Origin of the sequence: Pseudomonas sp. PLB05 (assembly GCF_021106615.1) — a bacterium.
GTDB lineage: Bacteria > Pseudomonadota > Gammaproteobacteria > Pseudomonadales > Pseudomonadaceae > Chryseomonas > Chryseomonas benzopyrenica.
In genome coordinates this window covers 905,305-918,714 of record NZ_JAJOHO010000003.1, presented here as the reverse complement: position 1 = coordinate 918,714, position 13,410 = coordinate 905,305, and the positions used below count along the sequence as shown (strand labels likewise).

Sequence of the window (13,410 nt, the reverse complement as noted above, 5' to 3'; positions counted from 1 at the left end):
TCCACGAGCGAGGCAGGTTCGGAGAACCCGGTCGGCGAAACGCGCCGACATCTCATTATGGGTCAAGCCGACGCACGCTTTCAAAACCTTTACGCGCAACGGCGGAACTTTTTTACCCGTGACGCCGGCCACTCAACTAGTGTGTGAGGCCGGCGGGGCAGAGAGGTTCCACAGGCGAGACGAACGACACCTGTCAGACGGGTGCTAGTCCTTGAAGGTGGCGAAGGCGCGCTCGGCGGCGTCCAGGGTGATGCGCAATTCCTCGTCGCCATGGGCGATGGAGGTGAAGCCGGCCTCGAAGGCACTGGGCGCCAGGTAGACGCCACCGTCCAGCATCAGGTGGAAGAAGCGCTTGAATCTCTCGCTGTCGCTGGCCATGACGTCGCTGAAGGTGACGATGTCTTCGGCGCCGCTGAAGTAGAGACCGAACATGCCGCCTGCCTGGGTGGTGACGAAGGGCACACCGGCGGCATCGGCGCGGTCCTGCAAGCCTTGCAGCATTCGCGTGGTGTAGTCGGTCAGCTCGGCGTGGAAGCCGGGACGGCGGATCAGCTGCAGGGTGGTAAGGCCGGCGGCCATGGCCAGCGGATTGCCCGACAGGGTGCCGGCCTGGTAGACCGGGCCGAGCGGGGCGATCTTTTCCATGATCTCGCGCTTGCCGCCAAAGCAGCCGACCGGCATGCCGCCGCCGACGATCTTGCCGAAGGTGGTGAGGTCCGGGCGGATGCCGTAGTGCGCCTGGGCACCGCCCAGGGCGACGCGGAAGCCCGTCATGACCTCGTCGAAGATCAGCACCACGCCGTAGCGATCGCAGAGGCTGCGCAGCCCCTCCAGGAAACCCGGCGCCGGCGGTACGCAGTTCATGTTGCCGGCCACCGGCTCGACGATGATGCAGGCGATCTGGTCGCCCACCTTGGCCAGGGTTTCTTCCACTTCGCCCAGGTCGTTGTAGGCCAGGGTCAGGGTGTGCTGGGCGAAGGCCGCCGGGACGCCGGGAGAGCTGGGCACGCCCAGGGTCAGGGCGCCGGAACCGGCCTTGACCAGCAGGCTGTCGGAGTGGCCGTGGTAGCAGCCCTCGAACTTGATGATGGTGTCGCGCCCGGTGTAGCCGCGCGCCAGGCGGATGGCGCTCATGGTGGCCTCGGTGCCCGAGCTGACCATGCGCACCATTTCCATGGACGGCACGATCTCGCAGATGAGATCAGCCATGGTGGTTTCCAGGGCGGTCGGGGCGCCGTAGGAGAGGCCGTGTTCCAGCTGACGACGCACGGCGTCGAGCACGTCGGGATGGCTGTGGCCGAGGATCATCGGTCCCCAGGAACCGACGTAGTCGACATAGCGCTTGTCATCCTCGTCGACGATATAGGCGCCCTGGGCGTGCTTGAAGAACAGCGGCGTGCCGCCGACGCTCTTGAAGGCACGAACCGGCGAGTTGACGCCACCGGGGATGTGGCGCTGGGCCTGGTCGAAGAGTTGCGCGGAGCGGGACATAGGGGTCTCCTTGAAGGGGATCAGGCCGTGAATAGCCGGGCGAAGGCGCGCGCGCGGCGCTCCACCTCGCCCGCGCTGGCGGCGGAAAACAAGCTGTGGACGACGGCGATCAGGTCGACGCCGTGGGCGAGCAGATGTGGGGCATTGTCCAGGGTGACACCGCCGATGGCGCAGACCGGCAAGGCGAAGCGGCTGCGCGCCTGATCGAGCAATTCCAGGGGTGCTGGCGGGGCATCCGGCTTGGTGCTGGAGGCGAAGAAGCGACCGAAGGCCAGGTAGCTGACGCCGGCCTGGACCGCGGCCTCGGCCAACTCCAGACTGGCGTGGCAGGTGCCGCCGAGGATGGCCTCCGCACCCAGTTCGGCGCGGGCCGCGGCCAGGGAACCGTCTTCCTGACCCAGGTGCAGGCCGACGCCCAGCTGGCGGGCCAGGGCGAGGTCGTCATTGATGATCAACAGGGCGCCATGCTGGCGGCAGAGGTCGGCAAGAGCCGCGGCTTCGTCATGACGACGGCTCGCGTCCCCTGACTTGTCGCGGTACTGCACCAGGCGTGCACCGCCCTGCAGGGCAGCTTCGACATAGGGCAGCAGGCGACCCTCGGCGAGCAGAGCGCTGTCGGTGATGGCGTAGAGGCCGCGCAGGGGGCTCATGAGCAGAAGTCCAGTGGCAGGCGCCGCGGCACGTACTGGCCGCGACCGGGGCGCTCGGCGTCCCTCAGGGTGCGCCAGGTGTAGTCCAGGGCGCTGCGTACCGCGCTGGGCAGGGCTTCGCCCAGGGCCAGGCGCCCGGCCAGGGTACTGGCCAGGGTGCAGCCGGAGCCGTGGTAGCTGCCGGGCAGGCGCTGGCAGACATGGGTCTCGCAGCCACCGGCACGGTCATAGAGGCGGTTGTGCACCTCGTGTTCTTCGCCATGGCCGCCGGTGATTAGCAGGTGGCCGCAAAAGGGCAGCAGGCGCTCGGCGCATTGCTCCGGGGTGCCCTCGGGCAACTCGGCGAGGATGCGCGCCTCGGGCAGGTTGGGGGTGGCGATGGTGGCGCGCGGCAAGAGGCGCTCGCGAATGGCGTAGCCGACCTCGTCCTTGCCCAGCGCGCCGCCACCACCGGCGCGCAGCACCGGGTCGCAGACCAAAGGCACGCCAGGGAGCGCTTCCATGATCTCCAGCACCGTCTCGACCATCTCCACCGAACCGAGCATGCCCAGCTTGACCGCCGCTACTGGCAGGTCGGCGATGATCGCCCGGGCCTGGGCCAGCACCCACTCGCGATCCAGCACCCGGAAGTCCCGCACGTCGACGGTGTCCTGCACGGTCAGCGCGGTGACCGCCGGGGCGGCATGGCAGCCCTGGGCGATCAGGGCTTCGATGTCGGCCTGCAGCCCGGCGCCGCCACTCGGATCGTGGCCGGACAGGCAGAGGACGACGGGACGTTGGGGTTCGAGGGTCATGGACGTCAGCCTAGCAAAGGGAAAGGGGGCGCAGCGGCCGGGCGCCGCAGGGAGTGGCACCCTACAACGACCTCGCGCCCCGCGCCACCCGTTGACATGGGACCCGGATCGGGACGAAGGAACTCCGCTGCCGGTTGGGTAGCCGATATACTGCACCTTTGCTCGGGTAAGGCGGTTCTATGGCGTTGTGGCGGTTGTTGCGTGATTTCTTCCTGCGCCAACGGCGTGCCTACGGGACGGCCATCCTCTGCCTGCTGGGCGTCGGTCTGCTCAACCTGACCCTGCCCTGGTGGATCGGCAAGGCCATCGACGCCCTGCGTGCCGGCGAGCTGGATCAGACCGGCCTGCTCTGGCGCGTCGCCCTGATCGTGGCGGTCGGCTGTGGGCTCTATGTGCTCCGCTATCAGTGGCGGGTGCGCCTGTTCGGCACCTCCTACCAGGTCGGCGTGGAGCTGCGCGATGCCTTCTTCGCCAAGCTGGCGCGCCTGGATCCCGGCTTTTTCCAGTCCAGTCGTACCGGTGACCTGCTGGCCCGCGCCACCCAGGACATCGACGCCGTGGAGACCGCCGCCGGCGAAGGGGTGCTGGCCAGTTTCGATGGCATGCTGACCCTGCTGCTGGTGCTGCTGGCCATGTTCATCGGCATCGACGCACCCCTGGCCGCCCTGGCGCTGTTGCCCTTTCCCTTCATGGCCTGGGGTTTCTATCGCGTGGCGCGGCGGGTGCAGCAGCGCTTCGGCTTGGCGCTGGCCGGCTTTTCCGCCCTCAACGACCGTACCCAGGAAGCCCTCAGCGGCCTACGCATGCTGCGCCAGCATGCCCTGATCGAAGCCGAGCTGGATGACTTCGACGCCCGCGCCCGCAGCGTGGCCAAGGCCGACTACCAGGTGCAGCGCACCGAGGCGCGCTACGAGCCGATCATCTTCGTCGCCCTGAGTCTCGCCACCCTGCTGACCCTGGTCATGGGCAGCTGGCGCTATCTCGACGGCCACATCACCCTGGGCCAGCTGACCAGCTTCAGCCTCTATCTGGTGCAGCTGATCTGGCCGATGTTCGCCATCGGCTGGTGCTTCAACCTGCTGCAGCGCGGCGAAGCGGGTGCCCGTCGGCTGGAGGAGGTGTTCGCCGTCACCGAGCGCATCCGTGACGAAGGCACCCAGACGCCGCCGGACCAGGCGGATCTGTCGGTCTATATCCCAGCCTTCACCTATCCCCAGGCGCGCCAGCCGGCCTTGCAGGACGTGGTCATCGACCTGCCCGCCGGCGATACCCTAGGCATCGTCGGTGCCACCGGCAGCGGCAAGAGCACCCTGCTGCGCCTGCTGCTGCGCCAGTTTCCGCTGGAGCAGGGCTGCATTCGCCTGGGTGGGGTGCCGCTGGAGGACTACCGGCTGGGCGACCTGCGCGCCCAGTTCGCCTATGTGCCCCAGGATCCCTTCCTGTTCGCCCGCACCCTGGGCGAGAACGTCGCCCTCAGCCGCCCCGACGCCACCGCCGGAGAGATCCGCGAAGCCCTCGACGCCGCCGCCTTCGGCACCGACCTGGCGGCCCTGCCGCAAGGCCTGGATACCCCGGTGGGCGAGCGCGGCCTGACCCTCTCCGGCGGCCAGCGCCAGCGGGTGGCCCTGGCGCGGGCGCTGCTTTCTCCGGCGCCCATCCTGCTGCTGGACGACACCCTCTCGGCGGTGGATACCGCCACCGAAGCCCGCCTGCTCAAGACGCTGGCCGGACTGCAGGGGCGTACCACCCTGATCGTCAGCCACCGGCTCTCGGCCGTGCAGCACGCCGACGAGATCATCGTGCTCGACCAGGGCAGCCTGGTGGAGCGGGGCCGCCATGGCGAGCTGCTCGCCGCCGGTGGTCTCTATGCCCGACTCTGGAATCTGCAGCAGGCGGAGGAGGCCGGCCAATGACCAAGACCCGCGTGCTTTCCCTGCTGCTCAAGCCGGTGCTGGCCAATCCGCGCAAGCTGGCCGGCACCCTGGCGATCCTGGTCATGGCCACGCTGTTCGACGTACTGGGGCCCTGGCTGACCAAGCACTACCTGGACAACTACCTGGTGCCCCACGACCTGCGCCTCTGGCCGCTGGTGGGCCTGGTCGCCGCCTATGTGGTCTCCCAGGGCCTGGCCGCCTATGGCCGCTACCTGCAATCCCTGAGATTCGCCGAGATCGCCATGGACGTGGTGCTCCTGCAGCGGCGGCGATTGTTCCGCCATGTGCTGAGCCTGCCGCAGAGCTTCCATGACCGCACCGCCACCGGCGAACTGGTGGCGCGGGTCACCAACGACACCGATGCCCTGCGCGAACTCTATGTGGCCTTTCTCGGCAACATGGTCGGCAACATCGTGCTGTTGATCGGCATTCTGGTGGCCATGGCCCTGCTCGACGTGCGGCTGATGGCCATCGCCGTGCTGCTGATCCCGGCCGCGGTGCTGATCGTCTGGGCCTATCAGCGATACAGCGGCGCGGCGGCCATGGAGGTGCGGATGCTACGCGCCGAGCAGAGCGCCCGGCTGGGCGAGGCCATCGGCGGCATGGGTCTGTTGCAGGCCTTCAACCAGACCGAGCGCTTCCGCCAGGATTTCCAGCGGCTCAACCAGGCCCAGTACGGCGCGCGCATGCGCACCATCCGCGTCTCCGGCCTGCTGCTGCGCTCGGCGCTGGATCTGGTCAGCGTGGCGGTGCTGGCGGTGCTGCTGCTGGTCTACGGTATGGGGCATCTGCAGGGCGGCGCCGAGATCGGCGTGCTCTATGCCTTCGTCACCTACCTGGGCCGGGTGACCGAGCCGCTGATGGACATCACCCAGAGATTCAACCTGTTCCAGCAGGCCACGGTGGCCGGCACCCGGCTGCTGCACCTGCTGGAAGAGAAGCCGGCATTGAGTGGCGAAGATGACCGCCCCATCGCGACCGCGCACTTCCACCTCGACGCGGTGCGCTTCCGCCATGCCGGCGCCGGGCACGACACCCTGCACGGCATCGACCTGGACATCGCTCCGGGCACCTTTCTCGGTATCGTCGGCCCCACCGGCAGCGGCAAGTCCACCCTGCTCGACCTGCTCGCCGGACTGCAGCCGGTCACCGGCGGCCACCTCTGCCTGGACGGTCGCGAACTGGGCACGCTGACTCCGGAAGTGCTGGGCGCCGCCTTGGCCAGCGTGCCCCAGGAGCCCTTCATCCGTTCCTCCAGTCTCAGGGACAACCTGCTGCTGGGCAGCCAGGTGTCGGATGAGCGTCTGCGCGAGGCCCTGGCCGCCGCCCATATGGACGACCTGGTGGCACGGTTGCCGGAAGGCCTGGATACCCTGCTGGGCGAGCGTGGCTTCACCCTGTCCACCGGCGAGCGGCAACTGCTGGCCCTGGCCCGGGCGCTCCTGCGCGAGCCCAAGGTACTGCTGCTGGACGAGGCCACCGCCAGCATCGACAGCGCCACCGAGGCGCGGCTGCAGGGGGCACTGGACGAATTGCGCGGCCAGGTCACCCTGATCGTGGTGGCGCACCGGCTGTCCACCATCCGCCATGCCGATCGCATCCTGGTGCTGCGCGACGGCCGCAAGGTGGAGGAGGGTAGTCACGAATCGCTGCTGCAGCGGCCCGACGGCCACTATCGCCGGCTGTGGGAACAGCATGCCCAGGGTGACAAACCCCTATGAGCCGTCACAGCCGTTGTCACCCAGGGGTGTTAGGGTGTCAGCTATAGCCAGCGCCCCAACAAGGAAACCTGCATGACCTCCGTATCCGAGGATTTCACCGTCGTCGCCACCGCCAGCGAGGCGGTCGACCGGCTCGCGGCGTTGCACCAGGAGGCCACCCAGGCCCTGGATGCGGCGCTCAAGCGCTATCTCAAGGATCGCGTCGAACCCAGCGCCGCCGAGCGCCAGCTGTTCCGCTATCCCGAGATCCGCATCCGCTATCGCGCGCCCGGCGTGCCGCCGGCCACCACCCGCGCCTACGCCAAGATCCAGCTGCCCGGCACCTATGTGGCCACCGTGACCCATCCGGCGGCCTTTCGCGGCTATCTGCTGGAGCAGCTCGAGCCGCTGATGCGCGACTACGACGTCCAGGTCGAGGTCGGTCGCAGTCGCCAGGACATCCCCTACCCCTATGTCGTGGAGCAGGGCGACGAACTGGCCGGTAGCGGCGTGACCGCCGCTGAGCTGGCGCGGGTCTTTCCCAGCACCGATCTCTCCGCCGCCCACGACGACATCGCCGACGGCCACTACGACTGGGAGCGCATCGATCCGCTGCCGCTGGCCTTGTTCGATGCCGCCCGTACCGACTTCTCGCTGAGACGCATCGTTCACTACACCGGCAGCGACTGGCGCCACGTGCAGCCCTGGATCCTGCTGACCAATTACCATCGCTACGTCGACCAGTTCATCCAGCATGGCCTGGAGCAACTGCGCAGCGATCCGCGCTTCGAGCGCCTGGTGCTGCCGGGCAACGTCATCATCGAACGCGACATGGATCCCACCGAGGCCCAGGCGGTCATCGCCGCCATCGCCTGGCACCGCTTCCAGATGCCGGCCTACCACCTGATCGCCGGCGACGGCCATGGCGTCACCCTGGTCAACATCGGCGTCGGCCCGTCCAACGCCAAGAACATCACCGACCACCTGGCGGTGCTGCGCCCGCACTGCTGGCTGATGATCGGCCACTGTGGCGGCCTGCGGCAGTCGCAGACCATCGGCGACTACGTGCTGGCCCACGCCTACATGAGACGCGACGGCATCCTCGACCGCGTGGTGCCGCCGCACATTCCCATCCCGGCGCTGGCCGAGGTGCAGGTGGCGCTGCAGGAGGCCGCCGCCAGCGTCACCGGCGAACGTGGGGAAGCGCTCAAGCGGCGCCTGCGTACCGGTACCGTGCTGACCTACGACGACCGCAACTGGGAGCTGCGCTGGGCTCAGGAACGCCCGCTGATCAACCTGGCGCGCGCCGTGGCGGTGGACATGGAGAGCGGCACCATCGCCGCCCAGGGCTATCGCCTGCGGGTGCCCTACGGCACCCTGTTGTGCGTGTCCGACAAGCCCCTGCACAGCGAGATCAAGCTGCCGGGCTCGGCCAACGCCTTCTATGCCCGCGCGGTGAGCCAGCACCTGGCCATCGGTATCGCCGCCCTCGACCAGCTGCGTACCCAGCTCGACTCCTTGCACTCGCGCAAGCTGCGCAGCTTCGACGAGCCGCCGTTCCGGTAAGGCGCTGGGGTTGGACGCGTTGGGCTTCGCTGCGCTCAACCCAACCTACGGCGAGGCGCTTGAGTCGAAGGTGGCCTAGCAGCGCTCGGATGACCCCCTCTCCCCCTGGGAGAGGGTTGGGGTGAGGGCGCGCTTAGGCACCGTAGCGTGGAAAAGGCTGCGCCGTTTTCCACGCTACGGTGCCAGGGGGCTGATCGCGATCATGGCGGTCCGCCAATGCGGCCGCTCCTACGGTTGCTTCCGTGCCTGTAGGCGCGGCCCATGGCCGCGATCAGCAAAACATCGCATTTCTATCCGAGCGGTCGCGATGGTCAGCAGACCTAGGCCCGCGTCTTCACTTCGCCACGTAACACTAGCCAGACCGCCAGACCTATCACAACGGCGCCCAGCAAGGCGTTGGGTGCCAGGGTTTCCCCCAGCACCAGATAGCCCCAGAGCACGCCAAACGGAGGAACCAGAAAGGTCACGCTGAGGGTGCGTAACGGCCCCAGGTCGGCCAACAGCCGGAAATACAGGATGTAGGCCAACGCCGTACACAGCAGGCCCACCGCCAGGACGCTGAGCCAGGCGCTCATGGGAGGCATGGCGGGAAGGGGATTCATGACTAAGACCGCCATACTGAACGGCAAGAGGAACAGGGTCGCGCCCAGCTGGCTGCCAAGGGCGACCAGGGTGGCATCGAGCCCCCCACGCTCGCTGATCCAGCGGCGCGCCAGGTAGCCAGCCATGCCGTAGCAGGCCGTTGCCAGCAGGCAGGCGCCGATGCCGACCAGCATGGCCGCGCTCGTATCCAGCTCGCCTCGGGGCAGGATCAGCGCCACGCCCAGGAACCCGATGGTTACGCCCAACCATTGGCGTCGGCTCAGGGCCTCGCCAAAGCAGGCGAAGCCGATCAGGGCGCCCATCAGTGGCGTGGTGGCGTTGAGCAGGGCCGAATAGCCAGCCGGGAGGTGGCGCGCCGCCAGGCAGTACAGCAGGAACGGCAGGCCCGAATTGACGATGCCGAGCAGGGCCACCCGCCGGAATTTGCCGTCGAAGCGCCAGGCGGATTTCAATAGCAGTGACAGAGCGGCCAGCCCCAGGGCGCCGAGCAGCACGCGCAGGAAGGCGGTGTGCAAGGCACCGAAGGCCGGTACCGCGATCCGCATGAAAAGAAAACTCGCGCCCCAGATCGCCGCCAGTAGTGCCAGCCGCAGTCCATCTCCATTGCCCATTTCCCTTCCCCTCGGTCGCTGAATGCCTGCGAGCGAGTATGGGGAGGCAGCGGACGCGAGACCGGCCGTTTCCGGCCAGGGTAATGAAGAGGGGCGAGACCGCGCGTAGACCGCTCGGCAACCTCCTGTCATCGCCCCTCCGGAACATCTCGTCGCCCGCTCCGGTCGGTTGCAGGAGCGGGGGTGAGTCCGCACGCGTCACCGTTCGGTAAAGATCACGGATTTAACATTGATCTCTGGGACGTCTGGCCCTAAAGTTCGCGCCCGAACGTCCATGCTGGAAACGATCCATCCGGCTCAAGTACCGACGACGAGACAGCGAGGTCAACGCCAGTACGCGTTGACCTTTTTGCTTTCGGCGATGTGCCTTGGGAAGTAGGCGAACCAAAGTGGGGAAACGGATTAGGCGTTCAGAACACCCCCTCCTTCAATTTGTTCTGCCCATCGGGAGTCCGACGCATGTCCATCAAGGTCGAAGATTACTATTCTCGCGAAACCTTCCAGAAGATGAAGGCCTTCGCCGACCAGCAGGAAACCCCCTTCGTCGTCATCGACACCGCCACCATCGGCCGGGCCTATGACGATCTCGTTGGCAACTTCCCGTTCGCCAAGATCTACTACGCGGTCAAGGCCAACCCGGCCATCGAGATCACCGAGCTGCTGCGCGACAAGGGCTCGAATTTCGACATCGCCTCTATCTACGAGCTGGACAAGGTGCTGTCCACCGGCGTCGAGCCGGAGCGCATCAGCTACGGCAACACCATCAAGAAATCCAAGGACATCCGCTACTTCTACGAGAAGGGCGTGCGCATGTTCGCCACCGACTCCGAAGCCGACCTGCGCAACATCGCCAAGGCCGCCCCGGGCTCGCGCATCTATGTGCGGATCCTCACCGAAGGCTCCAACTCTGCCGACTGGCCGCTGTCGCGCAAGTTCGGCTGCCAGCCCGACATGGCCCTGGACCTGCTGATCCTGGCCCGCCAGCTGGGCCTGGAGCCCTATGGCATCTCCTTCCACGTCGGCAGCCAGCAGCGCGACATCGACGTCTGGGACGCCGCCATCGCCAAGGTCAAGGTGATCTTCGAGCGCCTCAAGGAAGAAGACGGCATCACCCTGAAGATGATCAACATGGGCGGTGGCTTCCCGGCCAACTACATCCAGCGCACCAACAGCCTGGAGACCTATGCCGAGGAGATCATCCGCTTCCTCAAGGAAGATTTCGGCGACGAACTGCCGGAAATCATCCTGGAGCCGGGCCGTTCGCTGATCTCCAACGCCGGCATCCTGGTCAGCGAAGTGGTGCTGGTGGCGCGCAAGTCGCGAACCGCCGTGGAGCGCTGGGTCTACACCGACGTGGGCAAGTTCTCCGGCCTGATCGAAACCATGGACGAGTCCATCAAGTTCCCGATCTGGACCGAGAAGAAAGGCGAGATGGAAGAGGTGGTGATCGCCGGTCCGACCTGCGACAGCGCCGACATCATGTACGAGCACTACAAGTATGGCCTGCCGCTGAACCTGGCCAGCGGTGACCGCCTGTACTGGCTGTCGACCGGTGCCTACACCACCAGCTACAGCGCGGTGGAATTCAACGGCTTCCCGCCACTGAAGGCCTTCTACCTCTAAGGCCTCTGGGCGTCGATCGAGCCCGCGTCCCGCAAGGGACGCGGGCTTTTTCATGCCTGTCGCCAGGACGCCTGTCAGCAACGTCAGGATTTGTTAAGAATAGTTTACATTCGCTATGGATTTGATAATCGTTTGCAAATAGAATCGCGCCGCATTCACAAAAGGAGGCGGCTCGCCATCATGTCCAAGGAACTTTCCTCGCTGTCCCAGCGCCGTTTGCTGGTTTCTACCTTCAGTGTCGCCGTCGCTTCGCTATCCTTGGGGGTACAGGCCCAGGACGCCAAGGAGCCGGTGACCCGGCTGGAAAGTCTGACCATCGAGGGTCAGGCGCAGCAGGAGGGCTTCAAGGCCGAACAGTCTGCCTCGCGCAAGTACACCGCCCCCTTGCTGGACACCCCGCAGACCGTGACCGTGGTTCCCGCGCAGGTCATCCAGGACCAGCAGGCGCTGAGTCTGAGATCGGTGCTGTCCAACGTCTCCGGCATCACCTTCAACGCTGGTGAGGGCGGCGGCGGCTCCGGCGACAGCATCAACATCCGTGGCTTCAGCGCCAACTCGAACATCCAGATCGATGGCCTGCGCGACAGCACCCAGACCAACCGTACCGACACCTTCAACCTAGAATCGGTCGAGGTCATCAAGGGCCCCAACTCGGTGTTCGGCGGCGCCGGCACCACCGGTGGCTCCATCAACCTGATCAGCAAGAAGCCCCAGGAGCGCCAGTTCACCCGCATCGGCGCGGGCCTCGGCACCGACAGCTATCGCCGCCTGACCCTGGACACCAACCAGCCGCTGCAGGGCGTGGGTACCGACAGCGCCTTTCGCCTGAACCTGATGGCCCACGAGAACGACGTGCCCGGCCGCGACCAGATCGACCGCGAGCGCTGGGGCATCGCGCCGTCGCTGGCCCTGGGCCTGTCGGATGATACCCGCCTGACCCTGAGCTATTTCCACCAGACCGACGACAACCAGCCCGACTACGGGGTGCCGGCGTTCAACGGCAAGCGCCTGGGCGGGGTGGATCGCGATGCCTATTTCGGCTTCAAGAACATCGACAAGGAAGACATCAATAACAATGTCTTCACCGTGGAGCTGGAGCATCGCTTCAACGACAACCTGAGTCTGCAGAACCTGACCCGCTACAGCCGCATCGAACGCGACGCGGTGATCTCCGCCTCTCACGTCAACCTGAGTGGCGTGGCCGCGGGCCGCTATCGTCCGGCCGGTCCCCAGGGCTATGGCCGCGACGTGACCTCGGAAATGTGGATCAACCAGACCAACCTGACCGGCACCGTCGATACCTTCGGCCTGGGCCATTCCTTCGTGCTGGGCGCCGAGTTCTCTCGCGAGGACTACGACCGCGACACCTACAGCTATGGCCTGACCTTCCCGGCCGCCGGCTATGCCCTGGCTGCACCGCCGGAGCGCTACGACGGCGCGACCGACAAGCAGACCTCGGCCATCGCCAACAACGTGCTGACCGACAAGGCCATCTATGCCTTCGATACCATCGCCCTCAATCAGTATTGGGATCTGAACCTGGGGCTGCGCTATGACTGGTTCGACGGTGACAGCGACACCACCCCGGTCGCCAACGGCGTGCGTGGGGCCAAGACCCAGCTGAGTTCCGATGACGCCAAGTTGAGCGGGCGCGCTGGCCTGGTATTCAAGCCGGCGCCGAACGGCCGTGTCTATGTGGCCTATGGCACCTCCTTCAACCCCTCGGCGGAAAGCCTGACCTCCACCGGCGCCGGCCTGAGCGCGGCCAACCAGGATCTGGGTCCGGAAAAGAACAAGACCTGGGAGCTGGGCACCAAGTGGGAATTCCTCGACAGGCGCCTGGAGCTGGACGGCGCCCTGTTCCGCGTCGAGAAGAGCAATGCCCGGGAAACCCTGGCCGACGGCAGCACCGCCCTGGCCGGCGAGCAGCGCGTGCAGGGCATCGAGCTGGGCGCCACCGGGCGGATCACCCCGCAGTGGAACGTCTACGCCAACTTCACCTTCCTCGACAGCGAGACGCTCAAGGCCGCCGATACCCTGGATGGACGCAATCGCGAAGGCCAGGCGCTGGCCAACACCCCGCCGCGTTCGCTCAATCTCTGGACCACCTATGAGCTGCCGGCTGGTTGGCGGGTGGGCTATGGCGCCCGCTACGTCAGCGAGCGCAACGTCACTTCCAGCAACGACGGCGCCAAACTCGACGACTACTGGCTGCACAACGCCATGGTCGGCTATCGCGTCAATCGCAACGTCGACCTGCAACTCAACGTCAACAACGTCTTCGACAAGGACTATGTGGAGCGGGTCCGCTCGCAGCTGGGCGTGAGCACCCGGTCGTCGGCCATCGAATATGGCGATGCCCGTTCCGCCATCCTGACCGCGACCTACAGCTTCTAAGGTCGTCCGCCAGACGCCGAGCCCTGCACCCGCGGGGCTTT

General features: G+C 66.6%; 9 protein-coding genes. 5 read left to right on the top strand and 4 right to left on the bottom strand.

Translation table 11 applies throughout. The features are described 5' to 3' along the window. Nucleotides 1-204 precede the first annotated feature (204 nt). Genes hemL through LRS53_RS17015 form a run of 3 tightly spaced genes read right to left on the bottom strand, consistent with a single transcriptional unit; the run spans nucleotide 205 to nucleotide 2,935 of the window. Nucleotides 205-1,491 carry a glutamate-1-semialdehyde 2,1-aminomutase gene (gene hemL / locus LRS53_RS17025; RefSeq protein ID WP_064308514.1) on the bottom strand — a complete coding sequence of 429 codons (1,287 nt, stop codon included), beginning with the start codon at nucleotides 1,489-1,491 and terminating at the stop codon, nucleotides 205-207. Nucleotides 1,492-1,511: 20 nt separating this feature from the next. After that, entirely contained in the window at nucleotides 1,512-2,141 is a 630-nt protein-coding gene (gene thiE, locus LRS53_RS17020; RefSeq protein ID WP_231356680.1) for a thiamine phosphate synthase, read from the bottom strand. After that, the gene (locus tag LRS53_RS17015; RefSeq protein ID WP_231356679.1) at nucleotides 2,138-2,935 is read right to left on the bottom strand and encodes a hydroxymethylpyrimidine/phosphomethylpyrimidine kinase; all 798 of its coding nucleotides are present in this window, start codon (nucleotides 2,933-2,935) and stop codon (nucleotides 2,138-2,140) included. The genes thiE and LRS53_RS17015 overlap by 4 nt, the downstream gene beginning before the upstream one ends. Before the next feature lie 179 nt (nucleotides 2,936-3,114). Between LRS53_RS17015 and LRS53_RS17010 the strand changes: the two genes are divergently transcribed. From LRS53_RS17010 to amn, 3 genes are all read left to right on the top strand, one after another. Next, nucleotides 3,115-4,848: an ABC transporter ATP-binding protein gene (locus LRS53_RS17010; protein WP_231356678.1), complete on the top strand. Its 1,734-nt coding sequence runs from the start codon at nucleotides 3,115-3,117 to the stop codon at nucleotides 4,846-4,848. Next, complete coding sequence (locus LRS53_RS17005; RefSeq protein ID WP_231356677.1) at nucleotides 4,845-6,590, top strand: ABC transporter ATP-binding protein; 1,746 nt, start codon at nucleotides 4,845-4,847, stop codon at nucleotides 6,588-6,590. Before LRS53_RS17010 ends, LRS53_RS17005 begins: the two co-directional genes overlap by 4 nt. A 72-nt stretch (nucleotides 6,591-6,662) precedes the next feature. Further along, nucleotides 6,663-8,135: an AMP nucleosidase gene (gene amn / locus LRS53_RS17000; RefSeq protein ID WP_093250511.1), complete on the top strand. Its 1,473-nt coding sequence runs from the start codon at nucleotides 6,663-6,665 to the stop codon at nucleotides 8,133-8,135. A 320-nt stretch (nucleotides 8,136-8,455) separates the two neighbouring features. Here the strand turns inward: amn and LRS53_RS16995 are convergent, their stop codons facing one another. After that, nucleotides 8,456-9,349, bottom strand: coding sequence for a DMT family transporter (locus LRS53_RS16995; RefSeq protein ID WP_231356676.1), 894 nt, complete (start codon nucleotides 9,347-9,349; stop codon nucleotides 8,456-8,458). A gap of 459 nt (nucleotides 9,350-9,808) precedes the next feature. Between LRS53_RS16995 and LRS53_RS16990 the strand changes: the two genes are divergently transcribed. Together LRS53_RS16990 and LRS53_RS16985 are read left to right on the top strand one after the other, a co-directional pair. Continuing rightward, complete coding sequence (locus LRS53_RS16990; protein ID WP_007159636.1) at nucleotides 9,809-10,972, top strand: type III PLP-dependent enzyme; 1,164 nt, start codon at nucleotides 9,809-9,811, stop codon at nucleotides 10,970-10,972. A gap of 180 nt (nucleotides 10,973-11,152) precedes the next feature. Continuing rightward, nucleotides 11,153-13,369, top strand: a complete 2,217-nt coding sequence (locus LRS53_RS16985; protein WP_231356675.1) for a TonB-dependent receptor — start codon at nucleotides 11,153-11,155, stop codon at nucleotides 13,367-13,369. Nucleotides 13,370-13,410: the final 41 nt, after the last annotated feature.

Bases quoted from the DNA above. Each gene is read 5' to 3' on its own strand.
- LRS53_RS16995 (WP_231356676.1), bottom strand. From the start codon at position 9,349: ATGGGCAATGGAGATGGACTGCGGCTGGCACTACTGGCGGCGATCTGG.
- LRS53_RS16985 (WP_231356675.1), top strand. From the start codon at position 11,153: ATGTCCAAGGAACTTTCCTCGCTGTCCCAGCGCCGTTTGCTGGTTTCT.
- hemL (WP_064308514.1), bottom strand. From the start codon at position 1,491: ATGTCCCGCTCCGCGCAACTCTTCGACCAGGCCCAGCGCCACATCCCC.
- amn (WP_093250511.1), top strand. From the start codon at position 6,663: ATGACCTCCGTATCCGAGGATTTCACCGTCGTCGCCACCGCCAGCGAG.
- LRS53_RS17005 (WP_231356677.1), top strand. From the start codon at position 4,845: ATGACCAAGACCCGCGTGCTTTCCCTGCTGCTCAAGCCGGTGCTGGCC.
- LRS53_RS17010 (WP_231356678.1), top strand. From the start codon at position 3,115: ATGGCGTTGTGGCGGTTGTTGCGTGATTTCTTCCTGCGCCAACGGCGT.
- LRS53_RS16990 (WP_007159636.1), top strand. From the start codon at position 9,809: ATGTCCATCAAGGTCGAAGATTACTATTCTCGCGAAACCTTCCAGAAG.
- thiE (WP_231356680.1), bottom strand. From the start codon at position 2,141: ATGAGCCCCCTGCGCGGCCTCTACGCCATCACCGACAGCGCTCTGCTC.
- LRS53_RS17015 (WP_231356679.1), bottom strand. From the start codon at position 2,935: ATGACCCTCGAACCCCAACGTCCCGTCGTCCTCTGCCTGTCCGGCCAC.